Below are 25,432 nucleotides of genomic sequence, written 5' to 3' on the forward strand. Positions count from 1 at the left end.
TACTCAACTCAAACCTTCAGCCCGACATGCAGTGCAGCCACTCCACCAGTGAGATCATGCACATCGACATGACAGAAACCCACATTCTTCATCATCGCCTTCAAGGTCGCCTGATCGGGATGCATGCGGATGGACTCAGCCAGATAACGGTAACTCTGGGCATCGCCCGCGACCCACTGGCCGAGCCGCGGCAACACATTGAACGAGTACCAGTCGTAAGCCTTCTCCAGCGGCTTGGCGACCTTGGAGAACTCGAGCACCAGCAGACGTCCGCCGGGTTTCAGCACCCGGGCCATCTCGGCCAGGGCCAGATCCTTGTGAGTCATGTTGCGCAGACCGAAGGCCACGCTGACCACGTCGAAACTGCCGCCCGCGAAAGGCAAGCGCTCCGCGTCGCAGATCGTGGTCGGCAGAACGAATCCTTCGTCAATGAGCCGGTCACGACCGGTGCGCAGCATGGCTTCGTTGATGTCAGTGTGCACCACCAGCCCGCTCGCGCCGACCTTGCGCGCGAAAGCACGTGCGAGGTCGCCGGTGCCGCCTGCGATGTCCAGCACCCGCTGGCCGTCGCGCACGTTCGCGACGGCGACCGTGTAGGCCTTCCAGGCACGATGCAGGCCGAGCGACATCAGATCGTTCATCACGTCGTACTTCGACGCGACGGCATCGAACACGCCGCGCACGCGGCCTGCCTTCTCGTCCTCGTCGACGTTCTGGAAACCGAAATGCGTGTTGCCCATCGATGCGCTCAGTGATGATGGCCGCAGGCCGAACCGCCCGCTTCGGCCATCGACGCGTCTCGGTCCACGCCGGCGGCTGCGAGCCGGGCCTCGTAGGCACGCCACAGCGCCGCCTGCTGGACGCCGAGGTGGTACAGATAGTCCCAGGCATAGAGGCCCGAACTGTGGCCATCGGAAAAGGTCGGCTGCACCGCATAGTTGCCCACCGGCTCGAGTTCGACGATCTCGACGTTGCGCTTGCCGGTCTGCAGCACCTCCTGCCCGGGACCATGGCCCTGCACTTCTGCCGAAGGTGAGTACACCCGCAGCAGTTCGAAGGGCAGGCGGAACTGCGCCCCATCGGAGAACGCGATCTCGAGCACCCGCGACTGCTGGTGCACCGTCAGGGAGGTCGGGGTCGGGGTGTCGGAGGTCAGGCCAGCCATGTCGTCATCGCCACAAGAGTTCGAGCAAAGTTTAGTCGCCTGCAGCCGGCTGTGCGTCGAGCGCCTTCGCCATCCGGGCGTCCAGGGCCTCCAGCGTCACCGGCAGGCGCCGCTCGGGCGGTGGATCGACAACCCGCAGCGCCTGGCCCCAGACCGGCTGGGGAAAATGACTGTCCCAGCCGAAACGGGCAATCACGTGCCAGTGCAGATGGGGCACCACGTTGCCAAAGCTCGCCAGATTGATCTTCGTCGCCTGCAACAGGTCCCTGAGCACCTGCTCGACGACCGCCACGACCTCCATACCCTGCCGGCGCGCCGCGGCATCGAGATCGGTGAACTCGGCGACATGCCCCTGCCGGATCACTCGGTAAAAGCCGGGGAAGGCCGCGTCGACGACCCGCACGACGCGCCACTCGGGGCCCTGATGCACCAGCACACCGCCCGGCTGCTCGCACAGCTCGCAGCCGGGCTGACGTGGCAGGTTCACACCAGCACCCGCTCGATGCCACCCGCATTGGCGCGCTCGACGTAGGCCGGTAGCCACTCTTCACCGAGGATCCTGCGTGCCATCTCGACCACGATGTAGTCGGCCTCCAGCAGGCCATTGTTCAGGTCGTTGCCATAGCGGCTCAAGCCCTGCAGGCAACTCGGGCAGGATGTCAGGATCTTCAGCGGCCCCTGGGCATCGACGCTGCCGGTCGCGCGCAGCGCCGCCTCGTCCTGGCGCAACTCCTCCTCCTTGCGGAAGCGGATCTGCGTGGAGATGTCCGGTCGCGTCACACCCAGCGTGCCGCTCTCGCCACAGCAGCGCTTGCTTTCGAGCACGTTGTCGCCAAGCAGCGCCTTCACCGTCTTCATCGGCTCCTGCAGCTTCATCGGGCTGTGGCAGGGGTCGTGGTACAGGTAGCCACCGGCGCCGTCGAGCCGGATGCCCTTCTCGAGCAGGAACTCGTGGATGTCGACGATGCGGCAGCCCGGGAAGATCTTGTCGAACTGGTAGCCCTGCAACTGGTCGTAGCAGGTGCCGCAGCTGACCACCACCGTCTTGATGTCGAGGTAGTTCAGCGTGTTGGCGACACGGTGGAACAACACGCGGTTGTCGGTGATGATCTTCTCGGCCTTGTCGTACTGGCCGCTGCCGCGCTGCGGATAGCCGCAGCAGAGGTAGCCCGGCGGCAGCACGGTCTGCACACCGGCGTGCCAGAGCATCGCCTGGGTCGCCAGGCCGACCTGCGAGAACAGCCGCTCCGAGCCGCAGCCGGGGAAATAGAACACCGCCTCGCTGTCGGTCGTGGTGGCCTGCGGGTCGCGGATGATCGGCACGTAGTCGGCATCCTCGATGTCGAGCAGCGCGCGCGCGGTCTTCTTCGGCAGGCCGCCCGGCATCTTCTTGTTGATGAAGTGGATCACCTGCGCCTTGATCGGTGCCGCACCCACGGTGGCGGGCGGCGCCGCGGTCTGCTTCTTCGCGAGCCGGCGCAGCAGGTCGTTCGCCAGGCGCTGGGCCTTGAAGCCGACGCCGACCATCGCGCTGCGCATGAACCTGATCGTGTCCGGGTTCTTCGCGTTCAGGAACAGCATCGCCGCCGCATTGCCGGGACGGAAGCTCTTCTGCCCCATCTTGCGCAGCAGGTTGCGCATGTTCATCGACACGTCGCCGAAGTCGATCTTCACTGGACAGGGCGACAGACATTTGTGGCAAACCGTGCAGTGGTCGGCCACGTCCTCGAACTCCTGCCAGTGCTTGATGCTGATGCCGCGTCGCGTCTGCTCCTCGTACAGGAAGGCCTCGACCAGCAGCGAGGTCGCGAGGATCTTGTTGCGCGGGCTGTAGAGCAGGTTGGCGCGCGGCACGTGGGTCGCGCACACCGGCTTGCACTTGCCGCAGCGCAGGCAGTCCTTGATCGAATCGGCGATCGCGCCGATGTCGCTCTGCTGCATGATCAACGACTCGTGCCCCATCAGGCCGAAGCTCGGCGTGTAGGCATGGCTCAGATCGGCCGCCAGCACATCGTCGCCCAGGCCCTTCAGGGCCGCACCGCGCAGCAGCTTGCCCTTGTTGAAACGCCCCTGCGGGTCGACGCGCTGCTTGTAGGCAGTGAAGTCGGCGATCTCGTCGTCGGTCAGGAACTCGAGCTTGGTGATGCCGATGCCGTGCTCGCCGGAGATCACGCCGTCGAGCCGGCGCGCCAGCGCCATGATGCGGCCCACCGCTTCGTGCGCGGTCTGCAGCATCTCGTAGTTGTCGCTGTTGACCGGGATGTTGGTGTGCACATTGCCGTCGCCGGCATGCATGTGCAGTGCCACCCAGACGCGGCCGCGCAGCACCTCCTGGTGGATGCGGCTGCATTCGTCGAGCACCGCCGCGAATGCGCCGCCGCTGAACAGCGCCTGCAGCGGCGCCCTCACCTGCACTTTCCACGAGGCGCGCAGGCCGTGGTCCTGCAGTTGCACGAAAAGGGTACGACCGCCGTCCGCCGGCACCGCGTCCAGACCGTGGAGCCAACCCTGCCATAGCGTGCGCACCTCGCGCAGCAGCGCCAGGGCCTGCTGCACGCGATCTTCCAGCAACTCCGCGCTCGGGATCTCGCTGGCGTCGTCGGTCTTGCCGAGCGGCAGCTCGCCCTGCTCGAAGAAGACTTCCAGCGCCTCCAGCAGCTGCAGCTTGTTGCGCAGCGACAGCTCGATGTTGATGCGCTCGATGCCTTCCGTGTACTCGCCCATGCGCGGCAATGGGATCACCACGTCCTCGTTGATCTTGAAGGCGTTGGTGTGCCTGCTGATCGCCGCGGTCCGCTTGCGGTCGAGCCAGAACTTCTTGCGCGCGTCGGCGCTGACCGCGACGAAGCCCTCGCCGCTGCGCGAGTTGGCGATGCGCACCACCTCACTCGCTGCGCGCGCCACCACGTCGGGGTCTTCGCCGGCGATGTCGCCCACCAGCACCATCTTCGGCAGGCCGCCGCGCTTGCTCTTGGTCGCGTAGCCGACCGCCTTCAGGTAGCGGTCGTCCAGGTGCTCGAGGCCGGCGAGGATCGCGCCGCCCGCGCGCTGCTCGGCGAACATGAAGTCCTTGATCTCGACGATGCTCGGCACCGCGTCCTTCGCGTTGCCGAAGAACTCCAGGCACACGGTGCGCGTGTGGGCCGGCATCTTGTGCACGATCCAGCGCGCGCTGGTGATCAGCCCGTCGCAGCCTTCCTTCTGGATGCCGGGCAGCCCGGCGAGGAACTTGTCGGTCACGTCCTTGCCCAGACCCTCCTTGCGAAAGCGCGGGCCCGGCACGTCGAGCCGCTCGGTGCGGATCGGCGTCTTGCCGTCGGCCTCGAAGTAGCGCAGCTCGAAGCTCGCCAGCTCGGCATCGTGGATCTTGCCGAGGTTGTGGTTCAGGCGCACCACCTCGAGCCACTGGGCGTCGGGCGTGACCATGCGCCACGAAGCCAGGTTGTCGAGCGCGGTGCCCCACAGCACCGCCTTCTTGCCGCCGGCGTTCATCGCGATGTTGCCGCCGATGCAACTCGCCTCGGCCGAAGTCGGGTCGACCGCGAACACCTGGCCGGCACGCTCGGCGGCGTCGGCGACACGCTGGGTCACGACGCCGGCCTCGGTCCACACCGTCGGCACGGGCTGGTCGAGACCGGGCAGCGAGACCCACTCGACCTCGCTCATGGCCTCCAGCTTCTCGGTGTTGATGACGGCGCTCTTCCACGTCAGCGGCACGGCGCCGCCGGTGTAGCCGGTACCGCCGCCGCGCGGGATGATGGTGAGGCCGAGTTCGACGCAATCCTTCACCAGCACGGCCATCTCGGCCTCGGTGTCGGGCGTCAGCACGACGAACGGATACTCGACCCGCCAGTCGGTTGCATCGGTCACGTGCGACACGCGCGACAGGCCGTCGAACTTGACGTTGTCCTTGGCCGTGTGCCGCCCCAGCTTGCGCAGGGCGTGGCGACGCAACTCGGCCACGGTGTCGAAGCCGAGCGAGAAGCGCTGAACCGCCTCGCGCGCCGCCGCCAGCAACTCGCCCACGACCGCGTCACGCTGCGCGGCCGCGTCATCGGCACCCGCCGAGCGGCGCTTGTCGATCTCGCCGAGGCGGTGGTGCAGCGCCTCGACCAGCAGCCGGCGCCGCTTCGGGTTGTCGAGCAGGTCGTCCTGCAGGTAGGGGTTGCGCTGCACCACCCACACGTCGCCCAGCACCTCGTAGAGCATGCGCGCCGACCGGCCGGTCTGGCGCTCGGCGCGCAACTTCTCGAGAATCTCCCAGGCCCGGGTACCGAGCAGTCGCAGCACGATCTCGCGGTCGGAGAACGAGGTGTAGTTGTACGGAATTTCGCGCAGTCGCGCGGTCTGGCCGGAGGCGGCCTGGATCATGCTATGGAGAGGGAGCGGTGCATTCATGGTCACCAGCCGACGACGACAAGTCACGCCTGGGCCCGAATGCTATCGCAGCGCAGCAAGGACCACGCCGCCGAGGACTTGTCGCGCCCGCGGCCGCACGGTGGCTACCATGCCCGGATGCACTCCCTGCCGCCCTGGCCCTACCCCTTCTGGATCGCGCACCGCGGCGCCGGCAAGCTCGCACCCGAGAACACCCTGGCCGCCTTCCGTGCAGGCCAGGCACGCGGTTTCCGCATGGCCGAGTGCGACGTGACGCTCAGCGCCGACGAGCAAGCCTTCCTGCTGCACGACGCCACGCTCGAGCGCACGACCGACGGTCACGGCCCCACCGCCGCCCTGCCGTGGTCGGCGCTGTCCGGCCTGGATGCTGGCGCCTGGCACGGCCCGGGTTTCCGCGGCGAGCGCCTGCCGCAGCTGAGTGCGCTGGCCGACCATGCCCGCGCCAGCGGCCTGCTGCTGAACCTGGAGATCAAACCCAGCCCCGGCCGGGCCGTCCGCACCGGCGAGGTGGTGGCCCGTGAGGCAGCGCGCCTGTGGGTCGGGCTGACACCGCCGCTGCTGAGTTCCTTCGAGACCGAGGCGCTGCAGGCGGCGCGCGAGACGGCTCCTGCATTGCCGCGCGCCCTGCTGCTCAAGCGCCTGGAGCCCGGCTGGCTCGACACGGCGCTCGGGCTGGGCTGCGTCGCCGTGGTCGGCCACCACGGCGCGCTCGACGCCGCGGCCATCGCCGGAGCCCACGACGCCGGACTGCGCGTGCTGTCCTACACGGTGAACACCACCCCCGAGGCCCACCGCCTGCGCGCCGCCGGCATCGATGGGCTGATCACGGATGCGATCGACCATTTCGACCTGGGAGCACCGGTCTGAGGCCATCAGCGCCCGCTTGCCGTTTGACACACAGGGGATGGGCCCGGGGCTCCTCGGCCCCTTACCATGGCGACCGCGATGGCGGCACGGATCTGTCGCCCCTCGCAGCCTTCGTCCAGAGGCCGATTCAGCCCGTCGAACGGAGACACTCCCGATGGAACACTTGCATTTCCTGCACCTCGAGGACGACGAGTTCGAAGCCGATCTGGTGCACCGCGCCGTGCAGCGCCTCGGGATCGTGGTCGAGTGGCGCCGCGTCGCCACCGCGGACGACTACACCGGGGCCCTTGCCGAGGGGCGCTTCGACGCGATCGTGAGCGACAGCAGCGTACCGGGTCTGGAAGGCCTGCGAGCCCTCCAGCTGGCACGGGCGCAGCAGCCGGAGTCACCGTTCATCTTCGTCAGCGGCCACGCCGACGAGCAGAGCGCGCAGCAATCGCTGGCCGCGGGCGCCATGGACCACGTGCCCAAGAATCAGTTGTGGCGACTCGCCCCGGCCCTGCAGCACCTGCGGGCGCGGTCGGAGCGCGAGCGGCTGGCGCAACGCATGCACGGCAAGGCGCTGCTGGTCGACATCGTCAGGCAATTGTCACTGGCACGCAGCCTGACGCAGATCATGGCCATCGTGCGGCACGGCGCGCGCGAGCTGACGCAGGCCGACGGTGCCACCTTCATCCTGCGTGACGGCGAGCAATGCCACTACGCGGACGAGGAGGCGATCGGTCCGCTCTGGAAGGGGCGGCGCTTTCCCATGGCGGCGTGCGTCAGCGGCTGGGTCATGCTCAACCGCGAGCCCGCCGTGATCCCCGATATCTATCAGGACCCGCGCGTGCCGATCGACGCCTACCGCCCGACCTTCGTCAAGAGCATGGTCATGGTGCCGATCCGCAGCGAGTCGCCGATCGGCGCGATCGGCAACTACTGGGCTCGGCCGCGCCGGCTGGGATCCGAAGAGGTCTCGCTGCTGCAGGCGCTTGCCGACACCACGTCGGTCGCAATGGAGAACGTCCAATTGCTGCACGGGCTCGAGCAGCGTGTGCAGCAACGCACCATCGAGCTCGAGGAAGCGAATGCCGGGCTGGAGGCGTTCTCGTACAGCGTCGCGCACGATCTGCGGGCGCCGCTGCGCGCGATCGGTGGCTACGGCGGCCTGCTCGTCGACCACCACCGCGACCGCCTCGATGCCGAGGGCCAGGGTTTCCTCGACCGCGTCTGCAAGTCCGCACGCCGCATGGAGTCGCTGATCGACGACCTGCTCAAGCTCGCCCACGTGGCGCGCAGCGAAGTGCGGCATCGGCCGGTCGACCTCGGTCAACTGGCGCAGGAGATCGTCACTGCGATGCGCGAGCAGAGCCCGCGTGCCGGCATGACGGTGTGCATTGGATCGGGTCTGAAGGTCGACGGCGACATGAGCCTGCTGCGCCTGGTCCTCGAGAACCTGTTGTCCAACGCCTGGAAGTACACCGCCCGTCAGGCCGACGCGCAGATCGACTTCAACGGCGCGCCGACGGCCGACGGTCAGCTCGTGTGCCAGATCCGCGACAACGGCGCCGGCTTCGACATGGCGTTGGCGCAGCACCTGTTCGAGCCGTTCCAGCGCCTGCACAGCGACGCCGAATTCCCCGGCACGGGCATCGGGCTGGCGATCGTGCGCCGCGCGATCCACAAGCTCGGAGGGCGGCTGTGGGCCGAATCCGAGAAGGGCTGCGGCGCGACCTTCTACTTCGCGCTGCCGATGACCCGCAGTTGAGCGGCAACGCTCAGCTGCGGTAGTCGGCGTTGATCGTCACGTAGTCGTGCGAGAGGTCACAGGTCCACACGGTGGCGTGGGCCGCGCCGCGGTGCAGGTCGACCTTGACGGTGATCTCGCTCTGTTTCATCACGCGCTGGCCGTCGGCCTCCTGGTAGGCGGGGTGGCGGCCGCCCTTCGTGGCGACGTGCACGTCGTCGAGGTGCAGGTCGATCAGCGACGGGTCGAGGTCGGCGATGCCGGCATAGCCCACCGCCGCGAGGATGCGGCCGAGATTGGGGTCGCTCGCGAAGAAGGCCGTCTTCACCAGCGGCGAATGCGCGATGGCATACGCCACCAGCCGGCACTCCTCCTTGGTGCGACCGCCATCGACGCGCACGGTGATGAATTTCGTCGCGCCTTCGCCGTCGCGCACGATCGCCTGCGCGAGTTGCTGGGACACGGCGATCACCGCCTCGCGCAGCGCCGCGCCTTCGGGCGACTCCAGCGCCGTGATCTCGGCGTGCGCGGCCTGGCACGAAGCGATCAGCATGAAGCTGTCGTTGGTCGACGTATCGCCGTCGACGGTGATGCGGTTGAAGGAACGGTCGGCCGCCTCGCGCACCAGCATCTGCAGGGCCCGCGGGGCGACATTCGCATCGGTCGCCACGAAGCCGAGCATCGTCGCCATGTTGGGGCGGATCATCCCGGCACCCTTGGCGATGCCGGTCACGGTCACCGTCCGGCCGCCGATCTGCAACTGCCGTGACGCGGCCTTGGCCACGGTGTCGGTGGTCATGATGGCTTCGGCCGCCGCCGCCCAGTTGTCGGCCTTGCGGTCGGCCAGCGCCGCCGGCAGGCCGGCCTCGATGCGCTCGGACGGCAGCGTCTCCATGATCACGCCGGTCGAGAACGGCAGCACCTGCTCGGGCGCGATCTCGAGCCGGCGGGCCAGCGCGACGCAGGTCGAGAACGCGCGCACCAGGCCGTCCTCGCCGGTACCGGCGTTCGCATTGCCCGTGTTGATGACGAGCGCGCGCACGCCGACGTCAGCGGCCAAGTGCTGGCGGCACAGCTGCACCGGCGCCGCACAGAAGCGGTTCTGCGTGAACACGCCGGCCACCACCGCGCCTTCGGCCAGCGTGATCACGCTCAGGTCGCGCCGACCGGCCTTGCGCACGCCGGCCATCGCGATGCCGATCTCGACCCCCGGCACGGGGTGCAGGTCGGCTGGGTTCGGAGCGGCGAGGTTCACGGGCATGGCGGTCTTTCGGGTCGGCGTGGCCGCGAATTGTAGGCAGCGCTCGAGACGGTGCCCACGCTCCCCGGGGCAGAAACGAAACAAGGAGCCTCGGCTCCTTGTCTTGCCCCCCGTGTGCCGGCAGATCAGGCCAGCCGGCCGTGGCACTGCTTGTACTTCTTGCCGCTGCCGCAGGGGCAGGGGTCGTTGCGGCCGACGCGCGGCACCTCGGCCATGCGGGCGGCCACTTCGCTGGCGAGGTCGGCCTCGACCGCCACGCCGCCGTCTTCGGTCGGGTGGGTGTAGGTGACGTTGCTGATCGCCTCGGCCTTCTCCTCCAGCGCCTCGGCCGCCTGCGTCACCTCCTCGGTGCTGCGGATGCGCACTGTCATCAGCAGGCGCGTGACGTCCATCTTCACGGTGTCGAGCAGCGTCGAGAACAGCTCGAAGGCTTCGCGCTTGTATTCCTGCTTCGGGTTCTTCTGGGCGTAGCCGCGCAGGTGGATACCCTGGCGCAGGTAGTCGAGCGCCGCCAGGTGCTCGCGCCAGTGGGTGTCGATCGACTGCAGCAGCACGGCGCGCTCGAAGCTCGCGAACTGTTCCTCGCCGACGATGGCCACCTTGACGGCATAAGCCTCGTCCGCGGCCTTGACCACCGATTCGACCAGGTCTTCGTCCGTGATCGCATCGCTCTTCTCGACCTGGGCGGCGACCGGCACGTCGAGCTGCCACTCGTCGCGCAGCAGCTTCTCGAGGCCCGCAATGTCCCACTGCTCCTCGACGCTCTCGAGCGGCACGAAGCTGCGCACCACGTCGGTCATCGCGCCGCGACGCAGGTGGGCGATCTGGGCGGTGAGTTCCTTCGATTCGAGGATGTCGTTGCGCTGCTGGTAGATCACCTTGCGCTGGTCGTTCGAAACGTCGTCGTACTCGAGCAGCTGCTTGCGGATGTCGAAGTTGCGCGCCTCGACCTTGCGCTGTGCGCCCTCGATGCTGCGCGAGACGATGCCGGCCTCGATGGCCTCCCCATCGGGCATCTTCAGGCGCTCCATGATCGCCTTGACGCGGTCGCCGGCGAAGATGCGCATCAGCGGATCCTCGAGCGACAGATAGAAGCGCGAGGCGCCGGGGTCGCCCTGGCGGCCCGAGCGGCCGCGCAGTTGGTTGTCGATACGGCGCGACTCGTGGCGCTCGGTGGCCACGATGCGCAAGCCGCCGGCGGCCTTGACCTGCTCGTGCAGGCCGGCCCATTCGTTCTTGAGCTGCTGGATGCGACCCGCCTTCTCGTCGGCCGGGATCGCCTCGTCGGCCTCGATGAACTGCACCTGCTTCTCGACGTTGCCGCCCAGCACGATGTCGGTGCCGCGGCCGGCCATGTTGGTGGCGATCGTCACCGCCTTCGGCCGGCCGGCCTGGGCGATGATCTCCGCCTCGCGGGCATGCTGCTTGGCGTTGAGCACCTCGTGCGGCAGCTTGTACTTCTCGAGCAGCTTGGAGATCAGCTCGGAGTTCTCGATCGACGTGGTACCCACCAGCACCGGCTGGCCGCGCTCGAAGCAGTCCTGGATGTCCTTGACCACCGCCTCGTAGCGCTCGCGCGAAGTCTTGTAGACGAGATCGAGCTCGTCGCGGCGCTGCGTCGGCCGGTTGGGCGGGATCACCACCGTCTCGAGGCCGTAGATTTCCTGGAACTCGTAGGCCTCGGTATCGGCCGTGCCGGTCATGCCGGCCAGCTTGCCGTACATGCGGAAATAGTTCTGGAAAGTGATCGACGCCAGCGTCTGGTTCTCGGGCTGGATCTGCACGCCCTCCTTGGCCTCGACCGCCTGGTGCAGGCCGTCGCTCCAGCGCCGGCCGGTCATCAGACGGCCGGTGAACTCGTCGACGATCACGATCTCGCCGCCGTTCGGTCCCTGCTGGACGACGTAGTGCTGGTCGCGGTGGAACAGATGGCGCGCGCGCAGGGCCGCGTACAGGTGGTGCATCAGCGTGATGTTGGCCGCGTCGTAGAGGCTTGCCCCCTCGACCAGCAGCCCGGCCTGGGCCAGCAGCGCCTCGGCGCGCTCGTGGCCGGCCTCGGTCAACACCACCTGGTGGGTCTTCTCGTCGGCGGTGAAGTCGCCCGGCTCGATCACGCCTTCACCGGTGCGCGGGTCGGCCTCGCCGATCTGCTTCTTGAGCTGCGGCGCGACCGCGTTGATGCGCAGGTACAGCTCGGTCTGGTCCTCGGCCTGGCCGCTGATGATCAGCGGCGTGCGCGCCTCGTCGATCAGGATCGAGTCCACTTCGTCGACGATCGCGAAGCTCAACGCGCGCTGCACGCGGTCGACCACCTCGTTGACCATGTTGTCGCGCAGGTAGTCGAAGCCGAACTCGTTGTTGGTGCCGTAGGTGACATCGGCGGCATACGCGGCCTGCTTGGCCTCGCGGGTCATCTGCGGGCCGTTGACCCCTACCGTCAGCCCGAGGAAGTTGTACAGACGCCCCATCCACTCGGCATCGCGGCGCGCCAGGTAGTCGTTGACGGTGACCACATGCACGCCCTGACCGGCCAGCGCGTTCAGGTAGACCGGCAGCGTGGCCATCAGCGTCTTGCCTTCGCCGGTGCGCATCTCGCCGATCTTGCCGTTGTGCAGCGTCATGCCGCCGATCAGCTGCACGTCGAAGTGACGCATCTTCAGCACGCGCTTGCTGCCTTCACGCACGACGGCAAAGGCTTCGGGCAGCAGCTGATCCAGGGATTCGCCATCGGCCACGCGCTGCTTGAAGGCCTCGGTCTTGGCACGCAGCTCGTCGCCGCCGAGTGCCTCGAGTTGCGGCTCGAGCACGTTGATCTGCTCGACCACGCGCCGGTACTGCTTGAGGAGCCGTTCGTTGCGGCTGCCGAAAATCGAGGTGAGAAGCTTGGGCAACATGCGGGGAATCGATCGATGAAGGGTGAGGCGGCCCGCAGCGCGGCATGCACCGCAACCGCCGGGCCATCGCACCGCGCCACAGCGCTGCCGCAGGCTTGCTGGCAACTGCGGACGGCACTCCGGAATACAAGAGCGGCGCCCGATCGGCGCCGCACTCAGCCCAGAACTCTACCACCCGGCCCGAGAGCCCCCACCCCGTCTGCGGGGCATGCCGGGCCTCGCGTCAGCGAGCCTGCGCGGCGTGCGTCGTCGCCCGCGCCACGCTGTTCGCCGGCAGCCGGCCGGCTTGTGCCAGGAACTTCGCCGGATCCTGCGGCGCCCCGTCGACCAGCACCTCGAAGTGCAGATGCGGCCCGGTAGAGCGGCCCGTGCTGCCGACCTCGGCGATCTTCTGGCCGCGGCGGATCAGGTCGCCGGGCGCCACCAGCAACTTGGCCGCATGCGCATAGCGGGTCACCAGGCCGTTGCCGTGGTCCAGCTCGACCGTGCGGCCATAAGCCGGGTGCGTCTCGGCGCTCAGCACCACGCCGCCGGCAGCCGCCAGGATGGGCGTGCCGGTGTCGGCCGGGAAATCGAGACCGGTGTGGAGCGCGCCTCGCCCGGTGAACGGGTCGGTGCGAAAGCCGAAGCCCGAGCCCACCGGCCCGTCGACCGGTGCCGAGCTGGGCACCATCAGCGCCCGCAGCCGCGTCTCGAGCAGGCGCGACTCGACCAGCGTGAACACGTCGCTGCGGCGGTCCGCACCTTCGTCGAGCGCCGCGATCGCCTGGTTCAACTGCACCATCGAGGGCGATTCGACCGGCAGGTAGGGGCCGCCGCGACCGTCGCCCAGGGCCGAGCCCGACGGTGCCGGCGACGGCCGGTCCAGGCCGCGGAAGTCCTCGGGCTTCAGGCCCGCCAGCCCGGACACACGCTCGCCCATCGATTCGAGCTTCATCAGCTTCGCCTGCATCTCGCCGACCTTCGAGGCCATCGCGTCGAGGTTCTCGCGCATGAAGCGATCGCGCTGCGCGATCTCGTCGCGCACCACCAGCTTGACCACCTGGCTGACCACCGGCCAGCCCTCACGCGCGGCCTTCAGGAACACGAAGTGATAGATGGCGCCCGACAGCGCCAGCAGCAGCGCCACGAGGAAGGTCAACACGATCGTCAGCTTCCAGGCCGGCAGGTCGAGCGCGCGGGTGCGCGCGTAGCGGCCGTGGGTCACTATGATCTGCATACGGTCTCCTCCAGCCCATGGCCCTGCATCCCAACTCCAGCCTGCCGATCGCGCTGCCGATCGGCGAGGCCCTCTCGCGGTCGGAGCCGCTCGTGCGGCTGCAGTCCCTCTTGCGCGAATCGAACGCGCGTTTCGATGTGATCCGCCCGCTGCTCCCCGCCGCGCTGGCCACGCACGTACGGCCGGGGCCGGTGGACGAGCAAGGCTGGGCGCTGCTTGCAGGCAACGCGGCCGTGGCGGCCAAGTTGCGGCAGTTGCTGCCCCGTTTCGAGGCCGCGCTGCAGCAGCAGGGCTGGAAGGGTAACCCGATCCGCATCCGGGTTCAATCGAGCTGATCCGGGCGCTGGGCGGACAAGCCGCAATACTGCACACGCAGCAGCGCCTTCGAGCCGAGCACCACCATGACCCGCCAGGCTCTGGAAAGTGCGGGCGCCCCCGCCCTCCCGGCGGGGCTGCGCGCCCGCTCAGCCGGGCAGCTTGGCGGCGAGTACGTCGACCTGCTCGATCTGCGGCGCCATGGCCAACAGGTCGGAGGCCTGGGCCATCAGGGCGGCGGCGATCCGGCCACCGAGGTGTGCCTGGCGGCCAGCCTCGTCGACAAAGGCGTCGAAGATGCCGTAAGTCGAGGGCCCCAGCTTCAGCGCGAACCACACCGGCGTGAACGCTTCCTCCTGGGCCAGCGGCAGGCCACCTTTCAGAAAGGCTTCGACCTCGGCCTCCTTGCCAGGCTTGGCTTCGAGGCGGACGAGCAGTGCGAACTTGACCATGGCCTTGCTCCTGAAGGATTGAAATGGAGCCGCCAGTCTGAACCGGGAACCTGCACGGAGCCAGTGGCAAGACTGACATTGGCGATACTATTCCTGCCATGCGCATTCACGTGCTTGCCTTCGATGGCCTGTTCGACACCGGCCTGGCCACCGTGCTCGACACCTTGTCCACCGCCAACGAGCTGGCCGCGGCCGGCGGCGAGCCCAGGGCAACACCGTTCGAGGTCACGGTCATGGGCCTGCGCCGCAGCGTGCGCACCGGCCAGGGCCTGGCGGTGCCGGTGACGCCGGTCAGGCGCGGCGCACCGCCCGACGCGGTCGTCATCCCGGCGCTCGGCGCCAAGCAGCCAGGGCCCTTGCGCGACCGCCTCGCGCGGCCCGACATCCTCGAGGCCGGCGCACTGCTGCGCGAGTGGGCGGGGCGAGGCACGCTCGCCTGCGCCGCCTGCACCGGCACCTTCGTGCTCGCGGGCAGTGCGCTGCTCGAGGGCAAGGCGGCCACCACGACCTGGTGGCTCGCACCGCTGTTCAGGGAGCTCTACCCGCGCGTCGCGCTCGACGAGTCGCGCATGCTGGTGAGCTCGGCGCACTGCGTGACCGCCGGTGCCGCGTTGGCCCACCTGGACCTCGCGCTGTGGCTGGTGCGGCGTGCCAGCCCGGCGCTGGCCGCGTTGACCGCGCGCTACCTGGTGGTCGACCCGCGGCCCTCGCAGGCCGCGTTCGTGATTCCCGACCACCTGGCACATGCCGACCCGCTGGTCGAGCGCTTCGAGCATTGGGCGCGGCAGCGCATGGCCCGCGGCTTCTCGCTTGCCGACGCGGCCCGCGCCACCGGCGCCAGCGAGCGCACGCTCGCGCGCCGGCTCCACGCGGTGCTGGGCAAGACACCGCTGTCCTATTTCCAGGAGCTGCGCGTCGAACGCGCCGTGCACCTGCTGCAAACCAGCCGCTACAGCGTCGAGCAGATCGCCGCACAGGTCGGCTATGCCGACGGCGTGACGCTGCGCAGCCTGCTGCGCCGCAAGCTCGGGCGCGGGGTGCGTGAATTGCGTGCCAACGCCATCGGCGCTGCGGGCTGAGCCTGCGCTGCGGCCCGCCGCCCCGCTAGGGTCTGTTCACACCAGGCAAGCCAGTGTGAACGGGCTCTAAGGCTGCAGCGTCCCGCGGTCCAGCCGCACGCGCCGGCCGCAGCGCGCCGCCAGCGCGTCGTCGTGCGTCACCATCACGTAAGCCGTGCCCTGGGCGCGCGCGAGTTCGAGCATCAGCGCGAACACGCCGTCGGCGGTGCCGCGGTCGAGATTGCCGGTCGGCTCGTCGGCCAGCACGCAGGCCGGTCGCGTGACCAGCGCCCGCGCGACCGCGACCCGCTGGCGCTCGCCGCCCGACAGCTCGGACGGCCGGTGCGCCATGCGCGCGGTCAGGCCCACCGACGCCAGCATCGCGTGCGCCTGCTCGTGGGCCGCCTCGCGCGGCAGGCGCCGGATCAGCAGCGGCATCGCCACGTTGTCGAGCGCGCTGAACTCGGGCAGCAGGTGGTGGAACTGGTAGATGAAGCCGAGGTGCCGGTTGCGCCAGGCGCCCTGGGCGGCGGCGTTCATCGCGGCAAAGTCGCGGCCCATCAGCTGCACGCTGCCGGCGCTCGGCGTGTCGAGCCCACCGAGCAGGTGCAGCAGCGTGCTCTTGCCCGAGCCCGACGCGCCCACCACCGCCAGCGTCTCGCCGCGCGTCACCTGCAGGTCCACGCCGCGCAGCACCGTCACGTCGAGCCCGCCCTCGGTGTAGCGCTTGTGCAGCCCACGGGCCTGCAGCACGGCGGCGCCCGGCGCCGACAGCGGCTCACTCATAGCGCAGGGCCTGGGCCGGCTGCACGCGGCTGGCGCGCCAGCTCGGATAGATCGTGGCGACGAAGGCCAGCAGCAGCGACATCAGCCCGATCGGCACGATGTCGGCCGACTGCGGATCGCTCGGCATGCGGCTGATCAGGTAGATGCTGCCGGGCAGGAAGCTGGCATTGAACAGGTGCTCCAGCGCCGGCACGATGACGTCGATGTTGAGCGACACCAGCAGGCCCAGCGCCAGCCCGGCCGCCGTGCCGATGACCCCCGAGGCCGCGCCCTGGACCATGAAGATGCCCATGATCGAGCGCGGGCTCGCGCCCAGCGTGCGCAGGATCGCGATGTCGGCCTGCTTGTCGGTCACCGTCATCACCAGCGTGCTGACCAGGTTGAAGGCGGCCACCGCGACGATCAGCGTGAGGATGATGAACATCATGCGTTTCTCGAGCTGCACCGCGTCGAACCAGTTGCGGTTGGTGCGCGTCCAGTCGCGCACGCTGACCGCCGGGCCGAGCTGCTCGGCCAGCTCGAAGCCGACGCGTCGCGCCTGCTGCTGGTCGCGCAGGCGCAGCTGCACGCCGGTCGGTCCGTCGACGCGGAACAGCCGCGCCGCGTCGTCGATGTGCATCAGCGCCAGGCCGCTGTCGTACTCGTAGTGGCCGGCGTTGAAGGTGCCCACCACCGTCATCTGCTTAAGCCGCGGCACCACGCCGGCCGGCGTGACCTGGCCGTTCGGCGTGACCAGCGTGACCGGGTCGCCGACCTTCACCCCCAGCGTGCGCGCCAGCTCGCCGCCGAGCACGATGCCCCAGGCACCGGGCTTGAGCCCGGCAAAAGCGCCGTCCAGCGACCGCGCCGCGAGCGGCGTGACGTTCGCCTCCTCGGCCGGATCGATGCCGCGCACGACGGCGCCGCGCATGTCCTCGCCGCGCGCGATCAGCGCCTGCGTCGCGATGAAGGGTGCTGCCCCCAGCACTTCGGGGTGGCTGCGGGCCGCCGCCGCCGTGGCGCGCCAGTCGGGCAGCGCGTTGCCGTGGGCCTCGAATATCTCGACATGCGCGATGACGCTGAGCATGCGGTCGCGCACCTCCTTCTGGAAGCCGTTCATCACCGACAGCACGATGATCAGCGCCGCCACCCCGAGCGCGATGCCGAGCATCGACACGCCGGAGATGAAGGAGATGAAGCCGTTGCGCCGCCCGCTGCGGCCGGCGCGGGTGTAGCGCCAGCCGATGGTGAGTTCGTAGGGCCAGTGCATGAGCAGCGGGATGCTACCCGAGGCGTTCCGGCGGGGGACGATCAGGGACCGATCGCGGCGGAGGTGCGGTCGAGCCGGATGAAACCCTCGCGGTTGGGCATCCTCACGGCGGGCAAGGTGCTGGCGCTCATCTCGTCGCGCTCCGCAACGATGCCGTTGGCGAACAACAGGTAGGCGGTGACCGCGTACACCTCGTCGTCGGTCAGGGAGCCGGGGCGCTCGAACGGCATCGCGCGACGCACATAGTCGAAGACGGTCGTCGCGAACGGCCAGTACTGGCCAACGGTCTTGTCCGGCCAGGGGCTGGCCGTCAGCGGGGCCCGGCCGACCAGCCGCACGCTGTTGCCGCCGCTGCCATCCGCGCCGTGGCAGCTGGCGCACCGGCGGTCGTAGACCCGGCGGCCATCGATCGCGGTCCCGCGACCGGCCGGCAGCCCCCGGCCGTCGGGGAACACGGCAGGATCGGCCTGCACCGCCGCGGCGGCCGTGATCGGCCGGCCAAGCCGCGGCGATGCCGGCGCGGGGGTCTGCGCGAGCACCGGCGCCGCCACGATGGACAGCAGCGCCACCGCGCAGCGGACCCGCCTAGGCATAGACGTGGCTCACGTAGCCATGGGCATCGACCTCCCACGAGACGATGGCGTTGTAGTGGTAGAAGCCCTGGCGCCCGCGCGCGGCCACCAGCGCACCGCGCGTCGGCTGCACGTGGCCGGTCTCGTCGGTGGCGCGGCTTTGCAGAACGCAAGGCCGCCCATCCCAGCGCCACGCGGCGCGAAAGCGCGTCAGGCAGCGCGGCAGCACCGGCTCCTGCAGAGCCGCCACCGCCCAGGTCGCGCCGCCGTCGGCCGACACCTCGACCCGGCGGATGCGCCCCCGTCCGCTCCAGGCCAGACCGCGGATCTCGTACAGGTTCGGCCCCTGCAGACTCTGCCCATGGGACGGCGAGGTGATGACCGACTTGGCTTCCATCACGAACGCGAACTGACGCGCCTGGCCGGACGGCAGCAACTCCGTGTAGCGCGCGGTCTCGTTGCGCGCCATCGCCGGCTGGTCGCCGAGCTGCAGGCTGCGCAGCCACTTGACGCTGAGCACCGCCTTCCAGCCCGGCACGATCAGCCGCACCGGGTAGCCGTTGTCGGGACGCAGGCGCTCGCCGTTCTGGTACAGCGCCACCAGGCAATCGTCCAGTGCCTTGTCCAGCGGCAGGCTGATGTGCATCGCGCCGGCATCGGCACCGGTGGCCACGACCCAGTTCGCGCCGGGCTCGATACCCGCCTCGTCCAGCAGCACCGCGAGCGGCACGCCGGTCCACTCGCTGCACGACACCAGACCGTGCACCAGGTTCACCGGGCGCTCGACCGGCTCCTCGAACCAGCCGGCGCTGCTGTTGCCGGCGCACTCCAGGAAGAGCTGCTGCGAACGCATCGGGTAGCGCAGCAGCGTGTCGATGCCGAAGGTCAACGGCTGCCGCACCCGGCCGTGAACGAGCAGCCGGTGGTGTGCGGGATCGATCTCCGGCACGCCGCTGTGGTTGCGCACGAAGTGCAGCCCGTTCGGCGTGAGGCTGCCTTCGAGCCGGTCGATCGGTGTCCAGGCCGCGCCGTTGCCGGACACCTGGCGGTAGTTGATGCCGATCCGGCGGATCACCCGCTGCTCGTGGACCGACGGCAGGCCGTACTCGGAAAATGCGCCGCCCGGCTCCTGCGCCGACGGCGGCATGGCGGCCTCATCCGCCGCGAGGTCTGCCGACGGCCCTGCGGCCGCGGCCGGCGCCGGCGCCGGCTCGGCCGCCAAGGCCGAAACCAGCACCACGCCCCGGCGCATGAACACGCGGCGGTGCAGCAGCCCGCCGCCGGCAACCGGCTGCAGGTCGTCGCCCGTCGGATGCGGATCGACGCTCGGGGGGTTTGGCATTCGAGGGGCCGAAAGGAAAAGAGTGCGCATCGCACTCTATCCTCCCGCCGTTCGGCGCGATGCGCGTCACCGCACGACCGCCGAGCCGAGGCTGCGTGGCGCCCGGCATGCGCCCCGGATAATCCCTGCATGCACCTCGTGATCCCGTTCGCCTCGAGCTTGTCGGAAGCCGGCCAGCACACGCTGCGCGATCTCGCGCTGCCCGTGCTCGCAGCCCTGCTCGCCCGGCTCACGCCGGGCGATCGCGACGAGGGCGACGAGTACCGACTCTCGCCACCGCACGAGCGGGTGCTCGCGCGGGCACTGGGCTGGCAAGGGGCCGACGGCGCCCTGCCCTGGGCCGCGCGCGCGGCCGCGGCCGACGGGCTGGACACCGGCGAGCTGGCCTGGGGCCTGCTGAGCCCCGTGCATTGGCAGGTCGGCCGCGAGCATCTGACGATGGGTGACCCCGAAGCGCTGGGAATCGACGCCCGCGAATCACGTGCCGGCTTCGACGCGGTGCGCCCGCTGTTCGAGAGCGAGGGCTGGCTGTGCGCCTGGGGCGCGCCGACGCGCTGGTACGTCGCGCACGCGTCGCTGACCGCGTTGCCGACCGCCTCGCTCGACCGCGTGATCGGCCGCAACCCGGACCTGTGGATGCCCGAGCACCCGGGCGCGCGCTTCGTGAAGCGGCTGCAGAGCGAGGTGCAGATGCTGCTGTACACGCACGCGCTGAACGATGCGCGCGAGGCAGCGGACAAGGAGCCGCTGAACAGCTTCTGGCTCAGCGGCTGCGGCGTGCACCAACCGGCACGGGGCGAGACGCCGCAGCGACTCGATGCGCTGCGCGCCCCGGCACTGCGCGAGGACTGGGCCGCCTGGGCCGAGGCCTGGCGCTCGATCGACGACGGGCCGCTGCGCGCGGCGCTGGCACGCGCGCGCCGTGGCGAGCCGCTGCGACTCAGCCTGTGCGGGGAGCGCCATGCACAGGACTTCGTGCTGCAGCCGCGCGGCGTCGTGGCAGCGCTGCGCAGCCGTCTTCAGCGCCCGCACGCGGCGGCGCTGTTGGGCGCGCTTTGAAGCCCCTCATGCAGATCATCGTCCGCGACGTACCGCCCCGCACCGCCTGGTCGCTCGAGCAGGCCGGCGTGCATCCGCTGCTCGCGCGGCTGTTCGCCGCACGTGGCATCACCGGCGCCGAGCAGCTCGACGACTCGCTGGCCCGGCTGATCGCGCCCACCGCGCTGCGAGGCGCCACCGAGGCGGCGCGGTTGCTGGCGGACGCCATCGGTGCAGGCAGGCGCATCGTCGTCGTTGCCGACTACGACTGCGACGGCGCGACCGCCTGCGCCGTGGCACTGCGCGGCCTGCGCCTGCTCGGCGCGGCACCCGACACGCTGGGCTACGTGGTGCCCGATCGCAAGCTGCACGGCTACGGGCTCACGCCGGCGATCGTCGACCTGGCCTTCGGCGTGTTCGGCGCGCAGCCGCCCGACGTGCTGGTGACGGTGGACAACGGCATCGCGAGCATCGACGGCGTGGCCCACGCCAAGGCGCGTGGCCTGCAGGTGCTGGTGACCGACCACCACCTGCCGGCACTGGCATCCACGCCCGAGGGCGACCGGGTCGAGCTGCCGGCCGCCGACGTGATCGTCAACCCCAACCAGCCCGGCTGCGGCTTCGAGAGCAAGGCCCTGGCCGGCGTCGGCGTGATGTTCTACGTGCTGCTGGCGCTGCGCGGCGAGCTGCGCGCGCGCGGCCGCTTCGACGCGGCAAGCCAGCCGAAGCTCGATGCGTTGCTGGACCTCGTCGCGCTCGGCACCGTGGCCGACGTGGTGAAGCTCGATGCCAACAACCGCCGCCTCGTCGCGCAAGGGCTCAAGCGCATCCGTGCCGGCCGCATGCAGCCAGGCGTGCGGGCCCTGTTCGATGCCGCCGGCCGCGACCCGGTGCGCGCCAGCGGCTTCGACTTCGGCTTCGCGCTCGGGCCGCGGCTCAATGCGGCCGGACGCATGGAGAACATGACGCTGGGCATCGAGTGCCTGCTGACCGACGACCCCGGCCGCGCGACGGAGCTCGCCCAGCAGCTCGACGCGATCAACCGCGAGCGCCGCGAGGTCGAAAGCGGCATGCGCGAGCAGGCCGAGGCGATGCTCGAAGCACTGCTGCAGCGCGACGACGCGGCCGGCGATCCGCCCGCGGCGCTGGCGATCTACGACCCGGATTTCCACGAGGGCGTGGTCGGCATCGTCGCCTCGCGGCTCAAGGACCGCACCCACCGCCCGAGCTTCGTGTTCGCGCGCGGGCAGGACGGATTGCTGAAAGGCTCGGGCCGCTCGATCCCCGGCTTTCATCTGCGCGACGCGCTCGACCTCGTGAGCAAGCGCCACCCCGGCGTGCTCAAGCGCTTCGGTGGCCACGCGATGGCGGCGGGCGCGACGCTGGCGGAGGCCGACTTCGGCCGCTTCGGACTTGCGCTCGCGCAGGTGGCCAGCGAGTGGCTCGACGCCGCAGCGCTGCAGCGCACGCTGCGCACCGACGGCTCGCTGGGCGCCGAATACTTCAACGCCGACACGGTGCGTTCGCTCGAAGCGCAGGTCTGGGGCCAGGCCTTCGAACCACCGGTCTTCTGCGACCGGGTCGAGGTGATTTCGCAGCGGCTGGTCGGCGAAAAGCACCTGAAGCTGGCGGTGCGCCATGGCGGCGCGGTGCGCGACGCGATCTGGTTCGGCCACAGCGAACCGGTGGGCGAGCACGTGGTGCTGGCCTACCAGCTGCGCGTCGACGAATACAACGGACGGCAGCGCGTGCAGATGATCGTGGAAGCGGCAAGCTGAGCGCATCGACGGGCCCGTGCAGGCCAGGCAACAGCCCCGCGGCGCGGTCGGCGCGCCGGCTTGGTTATGGTGTGGTCCCCGGGTCTTTGCCCGTACGACACCCATGCGCACCCTGCTCGTCACGCTCGCTCTCGCCCTGCTCGGTCCGTTCGCGGCGGCGCAGGCATTGCGGCTGACCCCGGTCGCCGCAGGGCTGCAGAACCCATGGAGCCTGGCCTTCCTGCCCGGTTTCGAGCAACACGGGCGCCTGCTCGTCACCGAGCGGCCGGGGCGCCTGCGCGTGGTCGAGCGCGACGGGCGGCTCTCGGCACCGATCCGGGGCCTGCCGCCGGTGGTGGCACGTGGCCAGGGCGGCCTGCTCGACATCGCGCTGCACCCCGGGTTCGAGCGCAACGGGCTCGTCTACTGGAGCTATTCGGAGCCGGCGCCGCAGGGACAGCGCGGCAACAGCACCGCCGTGGCACGCGGGCGGCTCGACCTCGCGGCACTGGCACTGAGGGACGTGCAGGTGGTGTTTCGCCAGGCACCGAAGGTCGAGTCGGACGCCCACTTCGGCTCGCGCCTGGTGTTCGCGCGCGACGGCACGCTGTTCGTCACGCTCGGCGACCGCTACAGCCGGCGCGCCGACGCCCAGACGCTCGACAACCACCACGGCAAGGTCGTGCGCATCGCCGACGACGGCAGCGTGCCGGCCGACAACCCCTTCGTCAAGCAGGCCGGTGCCTTGCCCGAGATCTGGAGCTACGGCCACCGCAACCTGCAGGGCGCCGCACTGCACCCGGCGAGCGGTGCGCTGTGGGTGCACGAGCACGGCCCGCAGGGCGGCGACGAGCTCAACATCGCGACCCGTGGCGCGAACCACGGCTGGCCGGTCATCACCCAGGGGCGCGAGTACGGCAGCGGCCTGCCGATCGGCGAGGGCACGGCCCGTGCCGACGTCGTGCCGGCGCTGACCACCTGGGTGCCGTCGATCGCTCCCAGCGGCATGGCCTTCGTGACCGGCGAGCGCTACCCGGCCTGGCGAGGACAGCTGCTGGTCGGTGCGCTGAAGGCCAGGCTGCTGGTGCGGCTCGAGCTCGACGGCACGCGCGTCGTGCGCGAGCACCGGCACGAGCTGGGCCTGCGCGTGCGCGACGTGCGCCAGGGCCCGGACGGACTGGTCTACCTGCTCAGCGACGACGATGAAGACGGCCGCGTGTGGCGCATCGAGCCCTGAGGCGGCCGGCCGCGGGCATGGTATGAACGCGGTATGCGCATCCTGATCGTCGAAGACGACCGCCTGCTCGGCGATGGCCTGGCCGTGGGGCTGCGCGCGCTCGGCTTCGCGGTCGACTGGTTCACCGACGGCGCTCAGGGCGACGCGGCGCTCGCCACCACGCCCTACGACGCCATCGTGCTCGACCTCGGCCTGCCCGGCCGCGACGGCCTCGTCTGGCTGGCGCGCTGGCGCAGCCGCTCGCAGCGCGTGCCGGTGTTGATCCTGACCGCGCGCGACGGCGTCGAGCAGCGCATCACCGGGCTCGACAGCGGCGCCGACGACTACCTCATCAAGCCGATCGAGACGACCGAACTGGCGGCGCGGCTGCGCGCGGTGGTGCGGCGCAGCCAAGGCCGCCCCGAATCAGTGTGGCAGCACGGCGCGCTGAGCTACCAGCCGGCCGCCAAGACCGCGTTGTGGCGCGGCAAGCCGGTGGTGTTGACGGCGCGCGAATGCTCGCTGCTCGAACTGCTGCTGTCCAACCCCCAGCGCGTGCTGCCGAAGCCGCTGATCCAGGAGAAGCTCTACGCTTTCGAGCAGGACATCGACAGCAACGCGGTCGAAGTCCACGTGCACCACCTGCGCCGCAAGATCGACCCGAAGCTGGTGCGCACGGTGCGCGGCGTGGGCTATGCGCTCGGCGCCGTGGGGGACCTGACTTGACCTTGCGTCGGCGCCTCATGCTGCTGCTGCTGCTGGCCACGCCGGCGGTGTGGGCTGGCGCCATGGCGGTCAGTTTCCTGAGCGCGCACCACGAGATCAACGAGATGTTCGACACCGAACTGGTGCGACTCGCACGCCAGCTGCAGGCCACACTGCCGAGCACCAACCTGGACGCGCCGATCGACACCGCGTCGATGCCGCGGCCGTTGGCCGGCAAGGAGGGCGACGCCGAGCCGAACGATCTGTTGCTGGCGGTCTGGGATCGCAACGGCCGACAGGTGCTCGTCGACCGTGAAGGGTTGTTGATGCCCTACCTGCCGGCACAGGAAGGGTTCGTGGAGATCACGCTCGGCAAGCGGCCGTGGCGCGCCTACTACCTGCCCTCGCCTTCGGGCCGCTGGCTGGTGGCTTCGGGCCAGCGACACAAGGAGCGCCGCGAGCTGGTGTGGACCTTGACCGCCGGGCCGCTGCTGCCCTGGTTGCTGACGCTGCCGGTGCTGCTGCTGGTGATGGCCGCCGGACTCAGGCGCGTTTTGCAACCGGTCGCCGCGCTCAGCGCGGAATTGCAAGGGCGCGCCGCCGATGATCTCAAGCCGCTGCGCGGCACCGACTTGCCCGCCGACCTGCGCCCGCTCGTCGACGCGATGAACGCCCTGTTCGAGCGCACCGAAAAGCTGCTGCAACGCGAACGCCGCTTCACGGCCGATGCCGCACACGAGCTGCGCACGCCGCTCGCGGCACTGCAGGCGCAGTGGGACGCCTCACGCCTGAGCCCGGGCACGGCGACTGCGGCCGAAACTGCGGACAAGCTCGGCCAGGGGCTGGCGCGGCTGAGCCGGCTGGTCACGCAGATGCTCCAGTTGTCGCGCATCGACCACCTCGACAGCGTCAGCCCGCAAGTCGCGGTCGACTGGGCCGCGCTCGTCGGCGAAGTGTTCACCGATGTGCTGCCTCTGGCCGAGCGCCGGCACGTGGAGCTGGCCTGCGAATGGCCCGAGGGCGGTGCGCTGCCCCTGCCCTTGCACGGCGCACCGCCGCTGCTCGCCGCATTGCTGCGCAACCTGCTCGACAACGGCCTGCGCTACAGCCCCGACGGTGGGCAACTGACGCTGCGCTTCAGCCACGACGCGCTGGAAATTCTGGACGACGGCCCCGGCGTGTCCCCCGAGCAATTGGCGCGGCTCGGCGACCGCTTCTACCGGCCCGCGGGCCAGGCCGAATCGGGCAGCGGGCTGGGCCTGTCCATCGTGCGGCGCATCGCTTACCTGCACGGGCTGCGCGTCGACTGGGCCAACCGCAGCGACCACAGTGGCTTCATCGTGCGGCTGAGCCGCTCGACCACCTAGCCGCGCAGGGTGCGGCCGGCGCACCGTGGCCCGGCTCGGGAT

The 25,432-nt window shown here is 70.0% G+C and carries 21 protein-coding genes; 9 read left to right on the plus strand and 12 right to left on the minus strand.

Annotated features, from left to right (window positions below; translation table 11 throughout):
• Window positions 1–8 precede the first annotated feature (8 nt).
• From ubiE to ACQY9S_RS10555, 4 genes are read right to left on the minus strand one after another with little or no spacing between them, the layout of a single operon-like run.
• Entirely contained in the window at window positions 9–740 is a 732-nt protein-coding gene (gene ubiE / locus ACQY9S_RS10540) for a bifunctional demethylmenaquinone methyltransferase/2-methoxy-6-polyprenyl-1,4-benzoquinol methylase UbiE (RefSeq protein ID WP_428419659.1), read from the minus strand.
• 8 nt (window positions 741–748) lie between these two features.
• Window positions 749–1,165, minus strand: coding sequence for a gamma-butyrobetaine hydroxylase-like domain-containing protein (locus ACQY9S_RS10545; protein WP_428419660.1), 417 nt, complete (start codon window positions 1,163–1,165; stop codon window positions 749–751).
• 31 nt (window positions 1,166–1,196) lie between these two features.
• Window positions 1,197–1,652 carry an HIT family protein gene (locus ACQY9S_RS10550; RefSeq protein ID WP_428419661.1) on the minus strand — a complete coding sequence of 152 codons (456 nt, stop codon included), beginning with the start codon at window positions 1,650–1,652 and terminating at the stop codon, window positions 1,197–1,199.
• Window positions 1,649–5,563 (minus strand): DUF3683 domain-containing protein, encoded by a 3,915-nt coding sequence (locus tag ACQY9S_RS10555; RefSeq protein WP_428419662.1) that lies wholly within the window; start codon window positions 5,561–5,563, stop codon window positions 1,649–1,651. The genes ACQY9S_RS10550 and ACQY9S_RS10555 overlap by 4 nt, the downstream gene beginning before the upstream one ends.
• Window positions 5,564–5,680: 117 nt before the next feature.
• Between ACQY9S_RS10555 and ugpQ the strand changes: the two genes are divergently transcribed.
• Together ugpQ and ACQY9S_RS10565 are read left to right on the plus strand one after the other, a co-directional pair.
• Window positions 5,681–6,430 carry a glycerophosphodiester phosphodiesterase gene (gene ugpQ, locus ACQY9S_RS10560; protein ID WP_428419663.1) on the plus strand — a complete coding sequence of 250 codons (750 nt, stop codon included), beginning with the start codon at window positions 5,681–5,683 and terminating at the stop codon, window positions 6,428–6,430.
• Between the two features lie 154 nt (window positions 6,431–6,584).
• Window positions 6,585–8,180 carry a sensor histidine kinase gene (locus tag ACQY9S_RS10565; RefSeq protein ID WP_428419664.1) on the plus strand — a complete coding sequence of 532 codons (1,596 nt, stop codon included), beginning with the start codon at window positions 6,585–6,587 and terminating at the stop codon, window positions 8,178–8,180.
• 10 nt (window positions 8,181–8,190) lie between these two features.
• Here the strand turns inward: ACQY9S_RS10565 and argJ are convergent, their stop codons facing one another.
• From argJ to ACQY9S_RS10580, 3 genes are all read right to left on the minus strand, one after another.
• Window positions 8,191–9,420, minus strand: a complete 1,230-nt coding sequence (gene argJ / locus ACQY9S_RS10570; RefSeq protein WP_428419665.1) for a bifunctional glutamate N-acetyltransferase/amino-acid acetyltransferase ArgJ — start codon at window positions 9,418–9,420, stop codon at window positions 8,191–8,193.
• A gap of 125 nt (window positions 9,421–9,545) precedes the next feature.
• Window positions 9,546–12,314: a preprotein translocase subunit SecA gene (secA, locus tag ACQY9S_RS10575; RefSeq protein ID WP_428419666.1), complete on the minus strand. Its 2,769-nt coding sequence runs from the start codon at window positions 12,312–12,314 to the stop codon at window positions 9,546–9,548.
• A 223-nt stretch (window positions 12,315–12,537) separates the two neighbouring features.
• Entirely contained in the window at window positions 12,538–13,533 is a 996-nt protein-coding gene (locus ACQY9S_RS10580) for a M23 family metallopeptidase (protein ID WP_428419667.1), read from the minus strand.
• 17 nt (window positions 13,534–13,550) lie between these two features.
• Between ACQY9S_RS10580 and ACQY9S_RS10585 the strand changes: the two genes are divergently transcribed.
• Complete coding sequence (locus ACQY9S_RS10585; protein WP_428419668.1) at window positions 13,551–13,868, plus strand: hypothetical protein; 318 nt, start codon at window positions 13,551–13,553, stop codon at window positions 13,866–13,868.
• Between the two features lie 129 nt (window positions 13,869–13,997).
• Here ACQY9S_RS10585 and ACQY9S_RS10590 read toward each other — a convergent pair whose 3' ends face one another.
• Entirely contained in the window at window positions 13,998–14,300 is a 303-nt protein-coding gene (locus tag ACQY9S_RS10590; RefSeq protein ID WP_428419669.1) for a putative quinol monooxygenase, read from the minus strand.
• Window positions 14,301–14,398: 98 nt separating this feature from the next.
• Here ACQY9S_RS10590 and ACQY9S_RS10595 point away from each other — a divergent pair, with 98 nt between their 5' ends.
• A complete protein-coding gene (locus tag ACQY9S_RS10595) occupies window positions 14,399–15,379 on the plus strand; it encodes a GlxA family transcriptional regulator (protein ID WP_428419670.1) in 981 nt (326 codons plus the stop codon).
• A gap of 66 nt (window positions 15,380–15,445) precedes the next feature.
• On the opposite strand, the gene lolD is transcribed toward ACQY9S_RS10595, so the two are convergent.
• The 4 genes from lolD to soxC are packed head-to-tail and all read right to left on the minus strand — an operon-like array spanning window position 15,446 to window position 19,307.
• Window positions 15,446–16,144: a lipoprotein-releasing ABC transporter ATP-binding protein LolD gene (gene lolD / locus ACQY9S_RS10600; protein ID WP_428419671.1), complete on the minus strand. Its 699-nt coding sequence runs from the start codon at window positions 16,142–16,144 to the stop codon at window positions 15,446–15,448.
• Complete coding sequence (locus ACQY9S_RS10605) at window positions 16,137–17,393, minus strand: lipoprotein-releasing ABC transporter permease subunit (protein ID WP_428419672.1); 1,257 nt, start codon at window positions 17,391–17,393, stop codon at window positions 16,137–16,139. The genes lolD and ACQY9S_RS10605 overlap by 8 nt, the downstream gene beginning before the upstream one ends.
• Window positions 17,394–17,434: 41 nt before the next feature.
• The gene (locus ACQY9S_RS10610) at window positions 17,435–17,986 is read right to left on the minus strand and encodes a c-type cytochrome (RefSeq protein ID WP_428419673.1); all 552 of its coding nucleotides are present in this window, start codon (window positions 17,984–17,986) and stop codon (window positions 17,435–17,437) included.
• The gene (gene soxC, locus ACQY9S_RS10615) at window positions 17,979–19,307 is read right to left on the minus strand and encodes a sulfite dehydrogenase (RefSeq protein WP_428419674.1); all 1,329 of its coding nucleotides are present in this window, start codon (window positions 19,305–19,307) and stop codon (window positions 17,979–17,981) included. The genes ACQY9S_RS10610 and soxC overlap by 8 nt, the downstream gene beginning before the upstream one ends.
• 129 nt (window positions 19,308–19,436) lie before the next feature.
• Between soxC and ACQY9S_RS10620 the strand changes: the two genes are divergently transcribed.
• From ACQY9S_RS10620 to ACQY9S_RS10640, 5 genes are all read left to right on the plus strand, one after another.
• Window positions 19,437–20,366, plus strand: a complete 930-nt coding sequence (locus tag ACQY9S_RS10620) for a hypothetical protein (protein WP_428419675.1) — start codon at window positions 19,437–19,439, stop codon at window positions 20,364–20,366.
• 8 nt (window positions 20,367–20,374) lie between these two features.
• Window positions 20,375–22,123 carry a single-stranded-DNA-specific exonuclease RecJ gene (gene recJ / locus ACQY9S_RS10625; RefSeq protein ID WP_428419676.1) on the plus strand — a complete coding sequence of 583 codons (1,749 nt, stop codon included), beginning with the start codon at window positions 20,375–20,377 and terminating at the stop codon, window positions 22,121–22,123.
• 103 nt (window positions 22,124–22,226) lie between these two features.
• Window positions 22,227–23,339, plus strand: a complete 1,113-nt coding sequence (locus tag ACQY9S_RS10630) for a PQQ-dependent sugar dehydrogenase (RefSeq protein ID WP_428419677.1) — start codon at window positions 22,227–22,229, stop codon at window positions 23,337–23,339.
• A gap of 33 nt (window positions 23,340–23,372) precedes the next feature.
• Window positions 23,373–24,044 (plus strand): response regulator, encoded by a 672-nt coding sequence (locus ACQY9S_RS10635; protein WP_428419678.1) that lies wholly within the window; start codon window positions 23,373–23,375, stop codon window positions 24,042–24,044.
• Window positions 24,041–25,390 carry an ATP-binding protein gene (locus ACQY9S_RS10640; RefSeq protein WP_428419679.1) on the plus strand — a complete coding sequence of 450 codons (1,350 nt, stop codon included), beginning with the start codon at window positions 24,041–24,043 and terminating at the stop codon, window positions 25,388–25,390. The genes ACQY9S_RS10635 and ACQY9S_RS10640 overlap by 4 nt, the downstream gene beginning before the upstream one ends.
• The last annotated feature ends 42 nt before the right edge of the window (window positions 25,391–25,432 follow it).

Source organism: Methylibium sp. (assembly GCF_965279545.1).
Taxonomy (GTDB): Bacteria; Pseudomonadota; Gammaproteobacteria; order Burkholderiales; family Burkholderiaceae_C; genus Methylibium.

Bases quoted from the DNA above. Each gene is read 5' to 3' on its own strand.
- ACQY9S_RS10605 (WP_428419672.1), bottom strand. From the start codon at position 17,393: ATGCACTGGCCCTACGAACTCACCATCGGCTGGCGCTACACCCGCGCC.
- secA (WP_428419666.1), bottom strand. From the start codon at position 12,314: ATGTTGCCCAAGCTTCTCACCTCGATTTTCGGCAGCCGCAACGAACGG.
- ACQY9S_RS10585 (WP_428419668.1), top strand. From the start codon at position 13,551: ATGGCCCTGCATCCCAACTCCAGCCTGCCGATCGCGCTGCCGATCGGC.
- ACQY9S_RS10565 (WP_428419664.1), top strand. From the start codon at position 6,585: ATGGAACACTTGCATTTCCTGCACCTCGAGGACGACGAGTTCGAAGCC.
- ACQY9S_RS10580 (WP_428419667.1), bottom strand. From the start codon at position 13,533: ATGCAGATCATAGTGACCCACGGCCGCTACGCGCGCACCCGCGCGCTC.
- ACQY9S_RS10590 (WP_428419669.1), bottom strand. From the start codon at position 14,300: ATGGTCAAGTTCGCACTGCTCGTCCGCCTCGAAGCCAAGCCTGGCAAG.
- recJ (WP_428419676.1), top strand. From the start codon at position 20,375: ATGCAGATCATCGTCCGCGACGTACCGCCCCGCACCGCCTGGTCGCTC.
- ugpQ (WP_428419663.1), top strand. From the start codon at position 5,681: ATGCACTCCCTGCCGCCCTGGCCCTACCCCTTCTGGATCGCGCACCGC.
- ACQY9S_RS10635 (WP_428419678.1), top strand. From the start codon at position 23,373: ATGCGCATCCTGATCGTCGAAGACGACCGCCTGCTCGGCGATGGCCTG.
- ACQY9S_RS10555 (WP_428419662.1), bottom strand. From the start codon at position 5,563: ATGAATGCACCGCTCCCTCTCCATAGCATGATCCAGGCCGCCTCCGGC.
- lolD (WP_428419671.1), bottom strand. From the start codon at position 16,144: ATGAGTGAGCCGCTGTCGGCGCCGGGCGCCGCCGTGCTGCAGGCCCGT.
- ACQY9S_RS10630 (WP_428419677.1), top strand. From the start codon at position 22,227: ATGCGCACCCTGCTCGTCACGCTCGCTCTCGCCCTGCTCGGTCCGTTC.
- argJ (WP_428419665.1), bottom strand. From the start codon at position 9,420: ATGCCCGTGAACCTCGCCGCTCCGAACCCAGCCGACCTGCACCCCGTG.
- ubiE (WP_428419659.1), bottom strand. From the start codon at position 740: ATGGGCAACACGCATTTCGGTTTCCAGAACGTCGACGAGGACGAGAAG.
- ACQY9S_RS10620 (WP_428419675.1), top strand. From the start codon at position 19,437: ATGCACCTCGTGATCCCGTTCGCCTCGAGCTTGTCGGAAGCCGGCCAG.
- ACQY9S_RS10595 (WP_428419670.1), top strand. From the start codon at position 14,399: ATGCGCATTCACGTGCTTGCCTTCGATGGCCTGTTCGACACCGGCCTG.
- soxC (WP_428419674.1), bottom strand. From the start codon at position 19,307: ATGCCAAACCCCCCGAGCGTCGATCCGCATCCGACGGGCGACGACCTG.
- ACQY9S_RS10545 (WP_428419660.1), bottom strand. From the start codon at position 1,165: ATGGCTGGCCTGACCTCCGACACCCCGACCCCGACCTCCCTGACGGTG.
- ACQY9S_RS10610 (WP_428419673.1), bottom strand. From the start codon at position 17,986: ATGCCTAGGCGGGTCCGCTGCGCGGTGGCGCTGCTGTCCATCGTGGCG.